Raw genomic sequence first — 18,022 nt, forward strand, 5'->3', positions numbered from 1 at the left:
GGAAAGGTCAAGCTCACTGGCGAATCTGCCCTTCACCGAAAACAACATATTTGCGTGTGGTAAGGCCCTCAAGCCCAACCGGACCACGTACATGCAGGCGATCAGTGGAAATGCCTATTTCCGCGCCCAGGCCATATTCGAAGCCATCGGCGAAACGGGTCGAGGCATTGACCATCACCGAACTGGAGTCCACTTCCGCCACAAAGCGCCGCGCCAACCGATAGTCGTTGGTGACGATGGCATCAGTATGACGAGAACTGTAACGATCGATATGGGCCATGGCATCATCGATGCCATCGACGACACGAATCGCCAGAATCGGTGCCAGATATTCCGTCTGCCAGTCTTCCTCTGACGCCGGCAGCATATTCGCCACAACCGCTCTTGCACGCTCGCACCCACGCATCTCAACACCGTGACCAGCATACGCCGCGGCCAGGCGCGGCAGAATACGTTCAGCGATCGACGCATCAACCAGCAATGTTTCCATGGCATTGCAGACCCCATAACGATGGGTCTTGGCATTCACGGCAATTGCCTCTGCCATATCGAGATCGGCACTAGCGTCTATATATACATGACAGATACCATCAAGATGCTTGATTACTGGAACGCGAGCTTCGCTCGAAATCCGTTCGATCAAGGATTTGCCTCCGCGAGGGATGATGACATCAACATATTCGGGCATGGTAATCAGACGTCCCACCGCCGCACGATCCGTGGTGGCCACTACCTGAGCGGCAGTCACATCAACCCCGGCTTCCGAAAGGCCTCGGGTGATACAGCTTGCCAGAGCAGCATTGGACTCGCTTGCCTCCGAACCGCCTCGCAAAATGCAGGCGTTGCCGGATTTCAGGCACAGACTCGCAGCCTCCATGGTAACGTTGGGGCGCGATTCATAGATAATGCCGATAACGCCGAGAGGAACGCGCATGTGACCAAGCTGAATGCCACTAGGCAGCGACTTCAAGCCATCGATCTCTCCTACCGGATCCGGCAAGGCCGCAACCTGATGCAAACCGGCAATCATCGCGTCGATGCGCACGTCGGTCAGCGCCAGTCGATCAAGCATGGCGTCGTCCAGGCCATTGGCACGACCGCGCTCGAGGTCATGTTGATTCGCCAGCTTGACCTCGCTGCGCGCAGCATCAAGCTGGCGCGCAATGGCCTGCAGCGCGGCGTTCTTGGTCCGGGTGTCGGTGCGGCGCAGTGTCGTAGCCGCGGCGCGCGCCGCCTGCCCCAGCTGAGTCATGTAGGTGTCGACATTGTCGATCAGGGTGGCAGTGGTCTCGGCATTCATACAGCCAGCAGTCTCCTGTGGGGCGATCGCCAACGTCCCTACACCAGGGACACCAGCGGAAAGCGCGGCAGATCCTGCTGCACAGCGCTTGTCATTGGAAGACAACCATCTTAAGACAGCATGCGGACCAAGTACAAAGTCAGCCTATTCAAGATCAACCTCCTTATCGGCGCCCTGCTGCTTGGCTACCAGGCATTCAGCGCACCGCAACTTGTTGACGCCTCGATTCTGAGTATCGCCGCGCTATGGCTGGCGATTACAGGATTGCTGATCGAATTCAATCACCGGCGCCAGGCGCATCGCAGCTGGCTGCCGGTCATCAGCGTGTTGCTGACGGCATTGATCATGCTGTCACCAGATGCCCAAGGCGAGTGGTTATGGGCCTGGCCATGCCTGCTGATGCTGGCTCAGCCAACGTGGATGCTGGCACTCAACATCGGCCTGTCCTGCCTGTGCTGGTGGTGGCTACTCAACCTGCTGAGCCTGCATCACTGGTTACTGAGTGGCGCCGTGCTGTTGTGCATGATCCTGATCGCGGTGGCTCGATCACTGCCCATCGGACAGTCACAACGCACCATCCTCAAACGTGCCCGCCTGGCGCCCGGTCTTCCGCTATGGCCGCTTACACAGCTGGAGCGCGACCTTCCTCGCGAGCACGGCCGCGCGGCACGCGACAATGTCTTTGCCGAACTGGTATTGATCCAGACCTCAGCCCGCCACCTCTGGCCGCTGGCACAGCAGATCTGCCATCGTATCCATGCGTTCGAGAATGTCTATCGTGTCAACAGCCGTACTATCGGCGTCATCCTTACCAGTCAGGACGCACTTCAAGCCGAGTCCCGACGCACAGAGATTCTCGAGAGTCTCGCCCATCCATCCACCATCCGGGCAACCGCTCTAGGCAAGGTCACCAGCCTTCCTCAAGCGCTGAGCGCGCTGGACAAGCAACCACCGTCGACTCGTGTAATTGAGGATACGCCATGAACGAATCGCCACAGTGGTCTACCCGCCTACGTGCCAGCGCGGACGTTATCGCCACGCTGATGCTGGCAGGATTAGCCGTCTGGCACTACCTGCTCGGTGAGTACGAACAGATCATTCTTCCCGTACTGCTGGCTTGTCTACTGCTGTTCGCCACCCTGGCCGACATGCGCCGCAAGACAGTGTTGTCCGGGTGGCTACTTCTGTTGTGCGGCTATACGATGGCCATCGACCGTCTGCCGGGACTCCATGAGTTTCACGACTTCTGGCTTGCCGCTACGATCACTTTCACTCTGCTTCTGCTGCCACTCGGACCAGCGCTGATTCTCAACCTTCTGTTACTGCCGCTATGGCTGGCACTGCTCGATGGAGGCATGGAAGAGTGGTCGCACGCGCTGTCCTATCTCACCCTCGTCAGCACCCTGACTCTCGCTGCCTGGGAGCATCTCCGTCAACGCGATCTGGCACGTGCTACCGACCCCACAGACCCTGACTGTGATGCAGTCAACCATGCCACACTGCACGAACGTCTCGCCGGTGAATTCGATCGCGCCAAGCATTTGAACCAACGCCTTGCTGTCTTGATCATGCATCTGCCTCAGCTCGACCTCGCCAGCGAGCAGTTCGGCACTCGTGCCCAACTGGCACAGCTTGACCTCCTCTGCAGCACCGTACGCAACAAATGCCGAAATCACGATTTTCTCGGACGCGAGAACCACGCAGACTTCTGGTTGGTACTGCCAAACACCACCGAAAGTGGCGCGCTGCTTGTGCTCAAACGCCTTGAGCAAGCTCTCGACGAAGTACGACTGATAGACACTGGCCCTCTCACGCTTCGAACCCAGCTGTGTGCATTACACAGCGATGAGAACTTGAATCACTTCGAGCAGCGCCTTGCCATCCGCACACAATCTCTGACTGAGGCATAATTACCTCCTTCAGGACACCGAAGCCTGGCATCGATCCATATCTCGACAGGGACAGCATGAGTTACCAGCAAACCTCCCCCTTCAGCAAACTGAGTGCAGCATTCTGCTCAGTCTCGAAAGCGACGCTCCAGCACCAGCGCATCATCGCCTGCGTCCAGGCAGCTCGCGCGTGAACCTTGAGCACTGGCTGCTGCAATTAACGCCATCTCCCAGCATGCTGCTGCTGTTGGTCATGTTGATCGCGCTGACAGAGTCACTGGCACTGGTAGGCGTGTTGATCCCCGGAGTGGTGTTGATCACTGCGGCGGCATCACTGGCCGGACACCAGGAACTCAGCGCCTACTGGGTCATGCTGGCGGCGTTCATCGGCGCAGTGATCGGCGACGGCCTCAGTTATGGTCTTGGTTACCGCCACCGTGATCAGGTCACGTCCATGTGGCCTCTGTCACGCCATCCGGAATGGCTGGAACGCGGCACGCGGTTCTTCCAACGTCACGGCACCCTGTCGGTGTTGCTGGGACGCTTCGTCGGTCCCGTCAGGCCTATCGTTCCGCTGATCGCTGGCATCATGCGCATGCCTCCTACAACCTTCCTGTGGGCCAATATCGGTTCGGCGTTACTGTGGGCCCCTGCTTATGTCCTACCTGGCTACCTGCTGGGCCGCACCTGGCAGCAATGGCTAACGGTGCCAAACGAGCTGAACCCATGGTTGACAGCACTGGGCGTAACGATAGTGATCCTGGCCATACTATTTTCGCTGGTAAGGCACCACGCCTACCCCGATGGCCTGCTGTACCGTAGCCTCGCGTGGCTGACCGGGCACTTGCCCCACGGTCAACGGTTGTGGCACGCATTGGCACCACAGCATGAAGATGAACCGCCGCTGGCCAGTTGGCTGCTGCTGCTGTCATCACTCACGGCACTATGCGCCTGGACTCTGGTGGTACTGCATGCCGATGGCCCGCTGACAATCGACGCTCAGCTCAATCAGCTGATCGGTACGCTGAGCCTGCCGATCCTGGCTGGCTGGTCTCAGGTAATGGCAAAGGCGGGTGATACTCTGGGCGTGTTGGCGCTGATCGCTCCCTGGCTGATCTGGCTACTCAGCAAACGTCACTATGCAGCGCTTGGCCATGTACTCGGTGGCCTACTCGGCATCGCTGTGCTCAACACCCTGGGCAAGGAGGTCATCGGGCGGGCACGACCCGATGTGCCGGATTACCTTGCCCACTCGCTGTCCTACCCCAGCGCTCACACCTCAACAGCGGTGGTGTTGTATGGCATGGCAGCAACCTTTATTGCCCAGTCGATGCCGCGCTCCCAGCGCTTCTGGCCTTACTGGATCGCTATTGTGATTGTGGTACCCATGGCGCTATCACGACTGACACTTGGTGTGCACTGGCTCAGTGATTTGATCGGTGGCGCCCTGCTCGGGCTAGTGGTCTGCTCGATGATCAATCTCGCCTGGTTACGTCAACCACGGCGACAACTGGCACCCTGCCCACTGACACTACTGGTGATCTGTTCACTGGCACTGCTGAGCGCTCGGCTCTTGTGGCTTCCCCCCATCTAGACAGAAGTTACCGGGAGTAAAGGCGCGATCAAGAGACAGTGGCAGGAAGAGCAAGTGGGCTGGTTCAGTGCACAGCTCAGTTCAGTTCAGTGCACAGCTCAGCTCAGCTCAGTTCAAAGGTCTCAATCCCAGCATCAGCCCAGCGCCAGCCAGACACCAACACCGATCATCAATGTGCCGGCAATACGATTGAGCAAGCGAACATTTCCTCCCTTGCCCAGCAGGTGACGCAGGCTCTTGCCCCCTGTGGCGTAGAGCAGTAGGCAGCAGAATTCGAGGGTCAGAATAATCGCAATCAGGCCAAGCAACTGGCTCACGACCGGTCGGCCGGCATCGATGAACGGTGGCAATAGCGCAACAAAGAATGCCCAGCCCTTGGGATTGGCAACCGCGGTGACGAACCCCTGCAGTGCCAGCTCACGACGACTGGCCGGCGCTGTATCGACGACTTCCTCAGGGATCGCCATTCGGCCACGGGAGCGCCACATCATCACCCCCAGATAGAGCAGATAGGCCCCTCCCGCCCACTTGAAGAGTTCGAACAGCGCCGGCTGTTTGAGCATCAGTGCGGCCACTCCGGCGCCAGCCGCGAAGGCCACCAACCCTACGCCGAAAAGCTCACCAAACATCATCCACAGCGCCCGCTTCACGCCCTGAGTCATGCCCAGCACCATGGCCAATGTCATGCACATGCCCGGCGTCAATGACACAAGAAAGAAGGTCGGAACAAATACCGAAAGTACCGACAGCGACGGCATCAAAGGTCCTTACCCGGAAGGCCGGGAATCTATCTTTCAGGGGAGGGGCTGATCGCCCCAGCGAGGCACCAGACGTTGCTCGATACCCAACTGGTTGAGTATGCGCGCGACGATGAAGTCGACCAGTTGATCGATGCTGGTCGGGCGATGATAGAAGCCGGGAGCTGCAGGCATCACCACCACTCCCATCTGCGTCAGCTTGAGCATGTGCTCGAGATGAATCGCGGATAAAGGCGTCTCGCGCGGCACCAGCACCAGAGTACGGCGCTCCTTGAGGGCGACATCGGCAGCGCGTTCAATGAGGTTGTTACTCGCGCCGCAGGCCACTGCCGACAGTGTCCCTGTGGAACAGGGACAGATCACCATCGCCGTACTGGCTCCAGAGCCCGAAGCGACCGGCGCCATCCAGTCCTCACGGCCGAAGCAACGAATCTGACCCGGTGCCGCCGCGAAGCGCTGGCTCAGCACCTCGGCCTGACGCTCCGGGCGCGGTGGTAACTCATCATCGGTTTCCGTGGCGATGACCAGCAGCGCCGCCTTCGAGACCATCACCCACACCTCGTGATTGGCCTGCACCAGCGCCTCGATCAAGCGCAGTCCATACTGCGCCCCCGAGGCTCCGGTAATCGCCACCGTCACCGGCGGATTGAATGCCTCAGCCATGCTTCTCCTCCAGCGCCGACAGCAACAGCTCGTGGATACCGCCGAAGCCACCGTTGGACATCACCACGATCCGGTCCTCGGGGCGAGCCTCGGCAACGATGTCCGCTACCAACGTGTCGATCGTGCCAAGGCAGCGTGCCGGAACTGGTGACGTGGCCACCACGCCATCCAATGACCAGTCCATGCCTTCGGGCTGGTACCACCAGACCGCATCGGCGTTCTCGACACTGGCCGCCAGCCGCTCTCGCAACGTGCCCAACCGCATGGTGTTCGAACGCGGCTCTATCACTGCCAGCAGGCGCCCCGGTCGTGATGACCCGCTCAGTCCACCGAGCGTCGCAGCGATAGCCGTTGGATGGTGAGCAAAATCATCAATCACCTGAATTCCAGCCACCTCGCCACGCACTTCCTGACGGCGGCGCGGTGTTTCGAAACGTGATAGCGCCTCGGCTCCGTTATCCAGCGAGATGCCGTAAAAGTGAGCCACCGCCAACGCCGCCAGGGCATTGCGGGCATTGTAGTCACCGCTCAACGACCAATCGATGACAACCTGCTCTTCACGGCCATCACCGTCGCGGTGAGCTACCCGGAAACGACTGGCATCGTCACGCTCCAGCTCGAGTCGCCAGCACCCCTTATCCGAACTACCGAAGTGCTCAACGGGCGTCCAGACTCCCTGTTCCAACACTCGCTCGAGTGCCGGTTCATCCGCAGCCACCAACAGGCGCCCGCGACTGGGCACGGTACGCACCAGGTGATGAAACTGCCGTTCAATCGCGGCGAGATCCGGGAAGATGTCGGCATGATCAAACTCGAGATTGCCCAGCACCGCGACTTCAGGTCGGTAATGCACGAACTTGGAACGCTTGTCGAAGAACGCCGTGTCATATTCATCAGCCTCGACGACAAAAGGCCCGTCAACTTCACCCAGCCGCGCAGAAATCCCGAAATTACGCGGCACGCCACCAATCAGGAATCCGGGCTTCAGACCGGCACTTTCCAGCAGCCAGGCGCACATGCTGGCGGTAGTGGTCTTGCCATGGGTGCCGGCAACTGCCACGACACGCCTCCCCGGCAAGACATGCTCTGCCAACCATTGAGCTCCGGAGATATACGGCAGTCCAGCATCGAGAATCGCTTCGACTTCGGGATTGCCCCGCGACAGCGCATTACCGATGATGACCTGATCCGGGCGAGGTCGTAGATTATCAGCGGCATAGCCGCTCATCAGCTTGATCCCCGCCTGCTGCAACTGGGTGCTCATGGGTGGGTAGACATTGGCGTCGGAGCCGGTCACCTCGTATCCCAGCTCGCGCGCCAGCAGTGCCAGACTGCCCATGAAGGTGCCACAGATTCCGACAATATGAAGATGCATGGCGCCTCCAATACGCTCAACCAGCCATTGCGGGGACAACGCCGCCCCGCGGGAATCCATTGCCGGGGCACTCTCCGACCCGCCCCCAGCAAAGCAGCGAGACTAGCACGCTCCCCCGTCTGCCTCCAGCGACGACCTACGACGCCGCCTCCCGACAGATGCAGCGCCCAGGTTGATGGGCTATTATCGGCGACCCACCCGAGTCAATTTTCGATGGTGTCGAGCGTCAAGGATGCACCGCACCCACCACCAGGATCAGGAGCCCTCAAGCCCCATGGCCAAGCACAACGCTTTCTATGCACAGTCAGGCGGCGTTACTGCCGTAATCAACGCCAGCGCCTGCGGCGTCATCGAAGCCTGCCGCCGCCATAGCGACTCCATCGGTAAGGTCTACGCCGGTCACAATGGAATCATCGGCGCCCTGACGGAAGATCTGATCGACGTCAGCCAGGAAAGTGACGAAAGCATTGCCGCCCTTCGCCACACGCCCGGAGGTGCCTTTGGCTCCTGCCGCTACAAGCTGAAGGACATCGAGAGCCATCGCGTGCAGTACGAGCGGCTGATCGAAGTCTTCAAGGCTCACGACATCCGCTACTTCTTCTACAACGGCGGCGGCGACAGTGCCGACACCTGCCTCAAGGTCTCCCAGCTGTCGGAGAAAATGGGCTATCCGCTGACCGCCATTCATGTACCGAAGACCGTCGACAACGACCTACCGATCACCGACAACAGCCCGGGTTTCGGCAGCGTGGCCAAGTATATCGCCACCTCCACCCTCGAGGCTTCGCTCGATATCGCCTCGATGTGCGCCACCTCGACCAAGGTGTTCGTTCTCGAAGTCATGGGCCGTCATGCTGGCTGGATCGCGGCTGCAGGTGGCCTTGCCGGTCAGGGTGAAGGCGAGCCGCCACACCTGGTGATCTTCCCGGAAGTGGCCTTCGATCGTCGCAAGGTCATGGAGCGCGTCGAGTACGCCGTCAAGAACTACGGCTACTGCGTGATCGTGGTCTCCGAAGGAGCGCGTTACGAGGACGGTACCTTCCTCGCCGACTCCGGCAACACCGACGCCTTCGGCCATCGCCAGTTGGGCGGTGTAGCACCAACACTGGCCGGAATGGTCAAGCAGGATCTCGGCTACAAGTACCACTGGGCCGTCGCCGACTATCTGCAACGGGCAGCTCGCCACCTCGCCTCCAGAACCGATGTTGAACAAGCCTATGCGGTTGGCGAGAGAGCTGTGGAACTGGCTGTCGCCGGTGAGAACTCACGCATGCCAGCGATCAAACGCGTCAGCGACAATCCCTATCGCTGGGAAATCGAGTCGGCGCCACTGGCAGAAGTCGCCAACCGTGAGAAGTTCATGCCGCCCGATTACATCAGCGAGGATGGTTTCAGCATTACCGATGCCTGTCGTGCCTATCTGTCGCCATTGATCCAGGGCGAAGACTTCCCGCCGTTCGAGAACGGCCTGCCGAAGGTGGCTCATCTCAAGCTGGCTCGTGTCGAGAAGCGTCTACCGGAATTCACCATCTAAACCGACGCGCTACTCTCGACCTGCACCACCACAGACCTGCACCACCACAGACCTGCACCAACTTTGCTCCGCCTGCCGCCAGGCGGAGCAATGTCCTTCCCGCGTCAGCCGCGCGACACCGCTACAATCCCTCCCAGCAACAGCACGCCCCCGACTATGAAGCTACCGCTCAGCGGCTCATCCAGCAGCACAGCACCGAATATCACGCCGAAGATAGGCGACAGGAAGGAAAACACTCCCAACTGCGACGCCCAGTAACGACGCAACAACGCAAACCACAGCAACAACGCCGCGCAGGAGATCACCAGCGTCTGAAAGACCAGACTGGTAACGGCGACTCCACTGAACTGCATGCTGCCGAGATCTCCCGTGAACAGCACCACCGGGAGCAACAACGCCCCCGCGGTAAGCAATTGATAGCCCTGAGTCTGCAAGGGCGGCGCTTCCGACAGCGAAGTGCGACGCAACACCAGTGTCGTTGCCGCCCAGCTCAAACCTGCCAATAGGCCCAGCGCATCGCCCACCAGCATCGAGCCCGCATTGATACCAGTCCCACCCGGCGCCATGGCCGTCACCAACCCCACAAACGCCAACGCCATTCCCCACCATTGGCGCTTCGACAATTGCTCTCCCGGCACCAGAAGATGCAGCCCCAGCGCCGCAAACACCGGAGCCGTATAGAGAAAGACCGACATATGCGAAGCGGTGGTGTAGTTGAGCCCCAGAGCGACAAATACGAACTCAAGAGTGAACCCCAGCCCAACCAGAATCCCCGGCCCCAGCCCCGCCATGAAATCACGCCAGGTGACCCCACGCAGAGCAGCCAACCCAAGTACCAACAACGCAGCCAGACTCGAGCGCAAGGCGATCTGAGTCAGCGGTGCGATGTCTGCCGCTGCCGATTTGATTGCCACTTGTTGCAGCCCCAGCGCCAGGCAGAACACCAGCATGGCGCCGCTGGCGGACAAGTCCATGGAACGGCGCATCGGCGCAATAGCCACCGGCGTCGACGAAGCGGAAGAACAGGACATGAATCGTCTCCTTGGTGAACCATGTGGCAGAGTTGAGCATTTGCAACGCAATAGTCCAAACGATTATCCTGGTGCCCCAGGCTCAGGAAAACTCAACTCATGAAGATCGAGCGTCTGCCCCTGAATGGCCTCCGCGCGTTTGCCGAAGCGGCTCGTGAAGGCAGTTTCAAACTGGCTGCAGAGCGTCTTGGCGTCACACCAGGTGCAGTCAGTCGACAGATCAAGCAGCTTGAGGAAAACCTGGGTGTAGCGCTGTTCGAGCGTCATGCCAACGGCGTACGAACCAGCGCTGCTGGACGGCGTCTCGCTGAGGATGTCGACGCCGGACTGGCGCGCATCGCTGCCGGTATGGATGCGATCACCCAGCTCACGCCGGGCACCACGCGACTACTGCTCAGTGCGCCGCCCTCCCTCGCCCAGTTATGGCTGCTGCCACGCCTCACTGATTTCGAGGCCCAACACCGCCAACTGGAAATATCGATTGATGCGAGCCAGGGGTTCAGCGAACCCAGTTGGTACGAGAGCGATGCTCGCCTTGCACTGAGCTACGGCCGCCCACCCCGACCTGGCGTAAGAAACCTGCCGCTGTTCGAAGACATGCTGGTCCCGGTGTGCTCACCGGCATTACTCAAGCAAAGCCCGATCCAGCATCCTCGGGACTTGTTGGGACACACACTGTTCGATGTCAGCTGGTCAACGCCAAGGCGAGATGGATTCCCCGGCTGGAAGGATTGGTTTGCCAAAGCGGGCATGCCCGAGCAGCAGTTACCGACCTTGCGTCGCTACTCACTTTACGGCCTGGCGCTGGATCAGGCCATCGCAGGACGCGGGGTGATCCTCGCCAGCTTACCGGTTGTCGCGGATCGCCTGGCCAGCGGCGTACTGACCCGCCCCTTCGGTGATGAACTCATGATTCCCTCACCGTTCCGCTATGAACTGGTTATACCCGACACAGGCGTGCCGCCGAGGGGTATCAAAGAGTTCATGGACTGGCTACTCGAGGAAGCCCAGCGATTTCGCGAAATCACACCTGGAATGTCGTAAACAAGAGTTAAGAGTTAAGAGTTAAGAGTTAAGAAACATGACACCTCTCCTCATCCTGTAAAGGGAGGTGTCTACAAAATCGGGGGCATAGCACCTCTTCCCTCTTCCCTCTTCCCTCTTCCCTCTTCCCTCTTCCCTCTTCCCTCTCGCGCTGTGCGCGTCTAACGCACCCACCATGAAATGATCAACAGCACCAACAAGCCCCCGGCGATGATCTGCCAGACATTGGCCGGGTCTCGCCATACCCTTGGCGTGGACGACTCGCCACTTGATTGACGGTTGGGGTGCAGGCTGTAGAGAAACTCGGACAAGCGCCGAAAACGCAACGAGCGCTGTGGATCCAGCGCACGACGCAAGGCTTCATCCAGTTCACGGCTGACCTCGGGATTTCGCGTGCGAGCACTGCGATAGTTCAGTTGCTCGAGATCGGTATGGCTACGCAGCTTATGGCTAGGTACCGCGTAGGGCAGCTCGTTGGTCAGTATCCAGTAAGCGGTTGATGCCAGCGCGTACTGATCGCTGCGTCGGCCCACCTCGTCATCGAGCGCATATTCCGGGGCACTGTGCTCATTGAGCCCAACCTGCTGAGCCAGCAGCCGCGAACGACGATGACCATCGACATCACGGAGATGACAGGCACTGAAGTCAACCAACACCACCTGCCCATGCTCATCGATGAGCACATTATCGGGATGTATCTGCTGATGCAGAAGGTCGCGGTGATGCAATGCCTGCAATGCCTTCCCCAACTGCAGCGCAAGGTCGAGTCGCTGAGCCAGACTGGCCTGCGGATGCCGTGCCATCCAATCACTCAGCGTGATGCCCCCGACATGGCGCATCAGGTAATACAGGTAGCGTCTCGGTCGCGAAGGTTCGATCACTCTGACCACGAAGGGTGAACGCACTCGTTCGACCACCCACTGCTGCAACAGGAAATGCTCGAGATAGACGTTGCGATTGGACAACTCCGGGCTCGGCGCCTTGAGCACGCAGTCACGGTTGGTGCGGATATCTCGCACTCGATAGACCCGCGAATGTGTAGTGCGTGACAGCACCTCCACCACTTCCAGGCCATCGAGGCGCTCTCCCGGCGTCAACTCAGGAGGAATCGGTAGGTCACCATACACGCGGCTGGGCGTATCCAGCTCGGCATCAGGCAGCTCATCGACGCGTACCAGCTGAAAGCAGAAGGAGTCACTACCGTAGCCGCGCTCTCCCGCCCGTTCGCGAGCGGCCTGGGCCAGACGCTCACAGGCAGCGTTGAGATCACTGGCATTCTGACGTATCAAACCGACATAGTCCGAGGGCATCAACGTCCCGCGCACCCCCTGGGTGGTCAACAGGAAAATATCGCCCTGCTTGAGTCCCGGCTGGATATAGTCAATATCAACACCGGCATCCATGCCCAACGCACGCGCCGGATAGCGGTAACCACCAAGATCAGTGACGTGATCGCGGCTGAGCTGCTCAAATTCGGCACCACGCAGACGGAACACCATGGTATCGCCAACATGAAAGAGATGAGCGTCACGACCGGCAAGCACCAGCGCTGACATGGAGGAGACATAACTGCCTTCGGGCAGCTGCCGAGTCTGACCATGGCACCAGGCGTTCAGCGCCCTCATGACGCGATACACCGAATCCTTGACATCCCAATGCTCAGGCGTCGAGTAGTAGTCAGCAAGAAAACCACGCACACAAAGATCACCCGCCTGGGCGGCGAGAGCGTTGCGCGATGCCGAATCACTGATCAAGGCACAAGCACCCTTGGTACTCATCTGCTGCCCCGACGGCATCGATACCGACATGCTGCTGCGATGACGCCGGCGGTCCGGCGCCACGAATGCCTGTCCATAACTCAACGATAATCGCCCAGCGGCCAAACTCACCTCCTGTATGGAACACCTTGACGCTGTGTCATGTCGCATCGGGTCAATATCATACACCTCAATGACATACGCTGGCTCGTACTGGATCGCTCACAGCAGCTCTCATTGCGGAGCAGCCATGCGTCATTTATTCGCCAAGGAAGTGGAGATGTTGGTAATCGGTCCACGGGATTCGTATAATTCCGGCGATTTTACGACCGTACAGCCCGTACCCGCTCAACGAAGGACACGCACTCATGAACTTCGATAACATCCCCGCTGGCAAGGATCTGCCCAACGACATCTATGTCGCCATCGAGATTCCGGCCAATCATCAGCCGATCAAATATGAGATCGACAAGGACATGGGCGCACTTCTTGTTGACCGTTTCATGGCCACTCCGATGTTCTATCCGGCCAACTACGGTTTCATTCCCCATACCCTGGCCGATGATGGCGATGCCCTCGACGCCCTGGTGGTAACTCCCTACCCGGTAGCTCCGGGCAGTGTTATCCGTGCTCGTCCCGTCGGCATCCTCAACATGACCGATGAAGCTGGCGAAGATGCCAAGCTGGTGTGTGTACCTCATCCCAAGCTGTCGTCCCTGTACGACGATATTCAGGAAGTCACTGACCTGCCAGAGCTGCTGCGCCTGCAGATCGCCCATTTCTTCGAGAACTACAAGGATCTCGAGAAAGGCAAGTGGGTCAAGGTCGAATCCTGGGAAGGTGCCGACGCCGCACGCAAGGCCATCGAGAAATCAGTGGAAGCCTACGCTCGCGACAAGTAATTCGTGTGACAGGCAACTCGCTTGATGGCTGAATTGAAAGCGCCCTTGTCCAGGACAAGGGCGCTTTTCATAGCACAGCGCATTGCTTACGAATGCTGCTCACTGCTGGTTTCAGCAGGCTCTCCCTCGTCCCCGGTAGACTCTTTCTCAGCCCCGGTAGACTCTTTTCCAGCCCCGGTAGACTCTTCCTCGGGCTCAGTAGACTCTCCTCCAGCCCCAGTAGCCTCCGGCGTGGAGTGTTGCTCTGAATCCAACTGCTGGCCTTCTCCGCCTGACGATCCGGGCTGTGGTTGGGCAGCCTCTGTGGATTGCTTACCACCTGCCTGATCCTGCGGCATATCAGGCGCGGCCGCCAAGCCTGCTTCCAGCTCAACCAACGATTCGTCAATCCGCGTCAAGTGGTGAGCCATGGTCAACGGGTAGTTGGCAAAGACGCCGAAACCACTGCCTCGCAGTACTACCGGGCTCCATAGGTGACGCTGAGTACGCTGTAGTTCAGCCTGCACTCGCTGCCATTGCTGGAGCATGCCGGCTGCCGTGATGACATCACGCTGGTCACGCAGCATCGCCTCCATCAGGTGCAGCAATGCCCAGGCCTGGCCACGCGCCTGATGCAGATCATTATCGACTCTGTACCAGGCGACGTCGGCTGACTCGGGCACTTCAATTCCCAGCTCCCTCAACATATCGGCATCACCCACCGACGCCGACAAGCGCTCGGTCACAGGTGTCAGCTCGGTGCGTGCTGCGGCCAACCAGTCCGCCATTCCCTTGCCACTGGCCTCAAAGGCGCCACTACCGCTTTCACTAAAGGCCTGGAGATAGTCATTCACTTGTCCACGTGCTGTCTTGAGCTGTTTGCCCGTGGAGGAAATCAACCAATTGTCGGCATTACCCCGCATCACTGCATCCAGCGACTCTATTGATGGCGCTCCCTGAGGGTCGAGCGTCGCCAGACTGTGGCTCATCACCTGGGACTGACGCAGTACACCCCACTCCCAGGATGGCATGTTGTCCATCACCAATCCTGGCGGCAGGATATCATCGCGTAGATACCCTCCCGGCTTGTCCTGCAACGTATCGAGTAGCTGCTTCAAGGTGGCTACACTGACCGCGCCACGCTTGTCGAGCACCAGAGAGCCCCGCTGCTGCTCTGTCGCGGCCTCAACGTCAAAAGCCCTGGGCGTCATGTTCCACCATATTCCCAGCCCTGCCATCACCACCAGCGCGGCGATCAACAACACCAGCAGAGGTTTCCATATCCACCCATACTGTGGCTTCTCCAGCTGTTCGCGGCGGCGGGCAGCGCGTAATCGGCGGCTCGTCATGGCTTGGTCTCCTGCATGAATTGATCTCCTGCGCTGAGGCTCCGTTATCCGCATGTTCGCTGTTGAATCATGAAACGCGATTGAACAGGAAACAGCGGACTTATTGGTACAATACCATTGCATCCCAAATTCTCAGCGTCGAGGTCGGAACCTGCATCGGTGCCCATAGTCAGACATTCGTGTTCCACTATCCCGCAACTCTCGCTTCATCCATGACGACACCATTCAAGGATATGATGTGCTGTCTGTAACTCGCTTCCTCACACTACTCTTGTTGACGCTTCTTTCCTGGAGCGCCCAGGCGCAGTTTTTCTCACAATCAAGCTCGTCCACCTTCCTGCCGGTGGACGAAGCCTTTGTGCCCAGCGCCTGGCACGATGGTGATCATCTCTACATCGGTTTCGAGAATGCCGACGGCTACTATCTGTATCGCCACCAATTCGACGTCGCAAGCGCGATGGGCGATGGCATCCTCAGCGAGCCAGAGTTACCTGCCGGAGACGAGAAGACCGATGAATTCTTCGGCGAAGTGCGAGTGTTCTATGATCAGGTGGTGTTTGCCACGCCCTTCACCGCTCCCCAACAGGGTCCGGTAGATATTCAGCTGACCTTTCAGGGCTGTGCCGATGCCGGCCTCTGCTATCCACCGGAAACCATTGACCTTACCGCGGCGGAAACCTCTCCACCGCCCCAGTTTACCGACGCGGCACAGCAGCTGACTCCCGGCGATGCCTCCGACAATGCGCAAGCTGCGGATACCGGTAACACTCAAGCGGACAGTGCCAGCGCTGAATCACAGGGTTCTGCAGCGCCATCTGCGTCACCGAGCAGCGCTCCACTCAGTGAAGACAGCCGCTTCAAGGCACTGATCGAGGATGCGGGCCTGCCGGTTATGCTCGGCCTGTTCTTCCTCGCAGGCCTGGGTCTGACCTTTACGCCCTGCGTGTTGCCGATGATCCCCATCCTGTCATCGATCATCGTCGGCCAGAACCCGAGCCGCGGACGCGCTCTAGCCCTATCCGCCAGTTATGTCGCCGGTATGGCGCTGACCTACGCCAGCGTCGGTGTACTTATGGGCCTGTTTGGAGCGGGACTCAATCTTCAGGCACGCCTGCAGTCTGCTCCAGTGCTGATCACTTTTGCGATCCTGTTCGGACTCTTTGCTCTGGCAATGTTTGGTGTCTTCAACCTCCAACTGTCACCACGCCTGAACACCATGATTGATGGCTGGCAGCAGCGCGCACAACGCAGCGGCCCTCTGGGACTTGCCGTAGCAGGAGCGCTATCGGTATTGGTGGTGTCCCCCTGCGTCTCGGCACCACTGGCCGGCGCACTGGTGTTCATCTCGACCACTGGCGATGCGATGGTCGGTGGTATGGCGTTATTGGCACTGGCGCTTGGTATGGGCGTCCCGCTATTGCTGGTCGGCACCTTCGGTACCACGCTGCTACCGCGCTCGGGTAACTGGATGAATGGCGTCAAGGTTGCCTTCGGCATCCTGCTGCTGGGCGTTTCCATCTGGCTGATCGAGCGCCTGTTGCCAGGTCCCATCGCGCTGATCCTGTGGGCCGCATTGGCGATCGGCAGCGGTCTGACGCTGGGAGCAACCAACCTCCAGACCAAATCCGGCTGGCCGAGAGTGCGTCAGACCGCCGGCATCCTGCTGCTGATCTGGGGGATTACCCTGGTCATCGGTGCATCGCGTGGCGCCGAAGATCCTCTACGACCATTGGCGGTAGCACAGTTCACTGGCATTCCGGGCAACAACGCTCAGGGCAACGACCACGCCGAAATCACCGTGGTCCATACGCTCGACGAACTGCAGCAGCAATTGGCCAGCACGGACCAACCGGCCTTCGTCAACATCACTGCTGAATGGTGTATTTCCTGCAAGGTCATGGAACGCGAAGTCTTTCCCGATCCCGATGTCCAACGGGCACTGGCCGGTTACCGCTGGATCGACGTTGATGTGACCGAGAGCAATGCTGATAGCCGTGAAGTGCTGGAACATCTGCAACTGTTCGGCCCGCCCAGTTTACTGTTCTTCAACGGTGCGGAGGAGATCCGCGAGGCGCGAATCCAGGGCGAATTGGACGCCGATGAACTCGCTCGTCACGCCGAAGGTGTCAGCCAATGGCTGGCCGCACATGACCCTGCACAAGCATGATCAGACGAGGGCGAACAGCGTTCGTCCTTTTCTGGACAAGGCTGGTTATTTTGGGCAAACTTCGCAACCAACTGTGAATTATTAGCAGATAGAGCAGCAAGAGACGCAATCTTGCAGGGATCTATCGAAAGTTCGCCCGGGTTTACAGCACCCGGCCCATTCTTCATCTGATTGTCGAGATACTGTCATGGATATTCGTAAGGTCAAGAAGCTGATTGAGCTACTGGAAGAGTCAAACATCAGCGAAATCGAGATCCAGGAAGGCGAAGAATCGGTCCGTATCAGCCGTCACCCTGAAGGTGCTACATGGCAACCTCCGATGCATGCTGCACAACCGTGGGGCGCCCCCGCTGCACAACAGCCTGCTCCGGCCGCTCCCGTTGAGCAGCCGGCTGCCGCCGCTGACAACGGCCCAAGCTACCAGGGAAAGGCTGTACCATCACCGATGGTCGGCACCTTCTATCGCTCTCCGGCGCCAGGCGCCAAGCCATTCGTTGAAGTCGGCTCCAGCGTGCGCAAGGGCGACACTGTGTGTATCGTCGAAGCAATGAAGATGATGAACCAGATCGAAGCTGACAGTGATGGCGTTATCGAGGCTATCCTCGTTGAAGACGGCGAACCGGTCGAGTTCGATCAGACGCTGGTTGTCATTTCCTGAGACGCTGACATTTCACGGCAAC

At 59.2% G+C, this 18,022-nt stretch carries 15 protein-coding genes; 8 read left to right on the plus strand and 7 right to left on the minus strand.

The window, feature by feature from the left end:
* Positions 1-13: 13 nt before the first annotated feature.
* The gene (locus AR456_RS11825; protein WP_021817171.1) at positions 14-1,300 is read right to left on the minus strand and encodes a glutamate-5-semialdehyde dehydrogenase; all 1,287 of its coding nucleotides are present in this window, start codon (positions 1,298-1,300) and stop codon (positions 14-16) included.
* Between the two features lie 120 nt (positions 1,301-1,420).
* Here AR456_RS11825 and AR456_RS11830 point away from each other — a divergent pair, with 120 nt between their 5' ends.
* The 3 genes from AR456_RS11830 to AR456_RS11840 all read left to right on the plus strand — a co-directional run bounded on the left by AR456_RS11830 (position 1,421) and on the right by AR456_RS11840 (position 4,783).
* Entirely contained in the window at positions 1,421-2,284 is an 864-nt protein-coding gene (locus AR456_RS11830; protein WP_021817170.1) for a hypothetical protein, read from the plus strand.
* Complete coding sequence (locus AR456_RS11835) at positions 2,281-3,210, plus strand: diguanylate cyclase domain-containing protein (RefSeq protein WP_021817169.1); 930 nt, start codon at positions 2,281-2,283, stop codon at positions 3,208-3,210. Before AR456_RS11830 ends, AR456_RS11835 begins: the two co-directional genes overlap by 4 nt.
* Before the next feature lie 169 nt (positions 3,211-3,379).
* Complete coding sequence (locus AR456_RS11840) at positions 3,380-4,783, plus strand: bifunctional DedA family/phosphatase PAP2 family protein (protein ID WP_031206886.1); 1,404 nt, start codon at positions 3,380-3,382, stop codon at positions 4,781-4,783.
* A gap of 134 nt (positions 4,784-4,917) precedes the next feature.
* On the opposite strand, the gene AR456_RS11845 is transcribed toward AR456_RS11840, so the two are convergent.
* Genes AR456_RS11845 through mpl form a run of 3 tightly spaced genes read right to left on the minus strand, consistent with a single transcriptional unit; the run spans position 4,918 to position 7,579 of the window.
* The gene (locus AR456_RS11845; RefSeq protein WP_021817167.1) at positions 4,918-5,541 is read right to left on the minus strand and encodes a LysE family translocator; all 624 of its coding nucleotides are present in this window, start codon (positions 5,539-5,541) and stop codon (positions 4,918-4,920) included.
* Positions 5,542-5,577: 36 nt separating this feature from the next.
* Positions 5,578-6,204 (minus strand): flavin prenyltransferase UbiX, encoded by a 627-nt coding sequence (locus AR456_RS11850; RefSeq protein ID WP_021817166.1) that lies wholly within the window; start codon positions 6,202-6,204, stop codon positions 5,578-5,580.
* Positions 6,197-7,579: a UDP-N-acetylmuramate:L-alanyl-gamma-D-glutamyl-meso-diaminopimelate ligase gene (mpl, locus tag AR456_RS11855; RefSeq protein WP_031206885.1), complete on the minus strand. Its 1,383-nt coding sequence runs from the start codon at positions 7,577-7,579 to the stop codon at positions 6,197-6,199. The genes AR456_RS11850 and mpl overlap by 8 nt, the downstream gene beginning before the upstream one ends.
* A 274-nt stretch (positions 7,580-7,853) precedes the next feature.
* Here mpl and AR456_RS11860 point away from each other — a divergent pair, with 274 nt between their 5' ends.
* A complete protein-coding gene (locus AR456_RS11860; RefSeq protein ID WP_021817164.1) occupies positions 7,854-9,113 on the plus strand; it encodes a 6-phosphofructokinase in 1,260 nt (419 codons plus the stop codon).
* A gap of 104 nt (positions 9,114-9,217) precedes the next feature.
* Here AR456_RS11860 and AR456_RS11865 read toward each other — a convergent pair whose 3' ends face one another.
* On the minus strand, positions 9,218-10,144 hold the full coding sequence (locus AR456_RS11865; protein ID WP_021817163.1) for a DMT family transporter: 927 nt from the start codon (positions 10,142-10,144) through the stop codon (positions 9,218-9,220).
* Positions 10,145-10,243: 99 nt separating this feature from the next.
* Between AR456_RS11865 and AR456_RS11870 the strand changes: the two genes are divergently transcribed.
* Positions 10,244-11,188 (plus strand): LysR substrate-binding domain-containing protein, encoded by a 945-nt coding sequence (locus tag AR456_RS11870; RefSeq protein WP_021817162.1) that lies wholly within the window; start codon positions 10,244-10,246, stop codon positions 11,186-11,188.
* Between the two features lie 161 nt (positions 11,189-11,349).
* Here the strand turns inward: AR456_RS11870 and AR456_RS11875 are convergent, their stop codons facing one another.
* Positions 11,350-13,071 carry a bifunctional protein-serine/threonine kinase/phosphatase gene (locus tag AR456_RS11875; protein ID WP_021817161.1) on the minus strand — a complete coding sequence of 574 codons (1,722 nt, stop codon included), beginning with the start codon at positions 13,069-13,071 and terminating at the stop codon, positions 11,350-11,352.
* Positions 13,072-13,313: 242 nt separating this feature from the next.
* Between AR456_RS11875 and ppa the strand changes: the two genes are divergently transcribed.
* Positions 13,314-13,847: an inorganic diphosphatase gene (ppa, locus tag AR456_RS11880; protein ID WP_021817160.1), complete on the plus strand. Its 534-nt coding sequence runs from the start codon at positions 13,314-13,316 to the stop codon at positions 13,845-13,847.
* 86 nt (positions 13,848-13,933) lie between these two features.
* Here the strand turns inward: ppa and AR456_RS11885 are convergent, their stop codons facing one another.
* A complete protein-coding gene (locus AR456_RS11885) occupies positions 13,934-15,175 on the minus strand; it encodes a DUF2333 family protein (protein WP_021817159.1) in 1,242 nt (413 codons plus the stop codon).
* 238 nt (positions 15,176-15,413) lie between these two features.
* On the opposite strand from AR456_RS11885, the gene dsbD reads away from it, so the two are divergent.
* Both dsbD and accB read left to right on the plus strand, forming a co-directional pair.
* Positions 15,414-17,342, plus strand: a complete 1,929-nt coding sequence (gene dsbD, locus AR456_RS11890) for a protein-disulfide reductase DsbD (protein WP_021817158.1) — start codon at positions 15,414-15,416, stop codon at positions 17,340-17,342.
* Between the two features lie 187 nt (positions 17,343-17,529).
* Positions 17,530-18,000 carry an acetyl-CoA carboxylase biotin carboxyl carrier protein gene (accB, locus tag AR456_RS11895; RefSeq protein WP_021817157.1) on the plus strand — a complete coding sequence of 157 codons (471 nt, stop codon included), beginning with the start codon at positions 17,530-17,532 and terminating at the stop codon, positions 17,998-18,000.
* Positions 18,001-18,022: the final 22 nt, after the last annotated feature.

The sequence above is a fragment of the Halomonas huangheensis genome, from assembly GCF_001431725.1.
In the GTDB taxonomy this organism is placed as follows: Bacteria; Pseudomonadota; Gammaproteobacteria; order Pseudomonadales; family Halomonadaceae; genus Halomonas; species Halomonas huangheensis.

Bases quoted from the DNA above. Each gene is read 5' to 3' on its own strand.
- AR456_RS11845 (WP_021817167.1), bottom strand. From the start codon at position 5,541: ATGCCGTCGCTGTCGGTACTTTCGGTATTTGTTCCGACCTTCTTTCTT.
- AR456_RS11870 (WP_021817162.1), top strand. From the start codon at position 10,244: ATGAAGATCGAGCGTCTGCCCCTGAATGGCCTCCGCGCGTTTGCCGAA.
- accB (WP_021817157.1), top strand. From the start codon at position 17,530: ATGGATATTCGTAAGGTCAAGAAGCTGATTGAGCTACTGGAAGAGTCA.
- AR456_RS11885 (WP_021817159.1), bottom strand. From the start codon at position 15,175: ATGACGAGCCGCCGATTACGCGCTGCCCGCCGCCGCGAACAGCTGGAG.
- mpl (WP_031206885.1), bottom strand. From the start codon at position 7,579: ATGCATCTTCATATTGTCGGAATCTGTGGCACCTTCATGGGCAGTCTG.
- ppa (WP_021817160.1), top strand. From the start codon at position 13,314: ATGAACTTCGATAACATCCCCGCTGGCAAGGATCTGCCCAACGACATC.
- AR456_RS11830 (WP_021817170.1), top strand. From the start codon at position 1,421: ATGCGGACCAAGTACAAAGTCAGCCTATTCAAGATCAACCTCCTTATC.
- AR456_RS11835 (WP_021817169.1), top strand. From the start codon at position 2,281: ATGAACGAATCGCCACAGTGGTCTACCCGCCTACGTGCCAGCGCGGAC.
- AR456_RS11850 (WP_021817166.1), bottom strand. From the start codon at position 6,204: ATGGCTGAGGCATTCAATCCGCCGGTGACGGTGGCGATTACCGGAGCC.
- AR456_RS11825 (WP_021817171.1), bottom strand. From the start codon at position 1,300: ATGAATGCCGAGACCACTGCCACCCTGATCGACAATGTCGACACCTAC.
- AR456_RS11860 (WP_021817164.1), top strand. From the start codon at position 7,854: ATGGCCAAGCACAACGCTTTCTATGCACAGTCAGGCGGCGTTACTGCC.
- AR456_RS11865 (WP_021817163.1), bottom strand. From the start codon at position 10,144: ATGTCCTGTTCTTCCGCTTCGTCGACGCCGGTGGCTATTGCGCCGATG.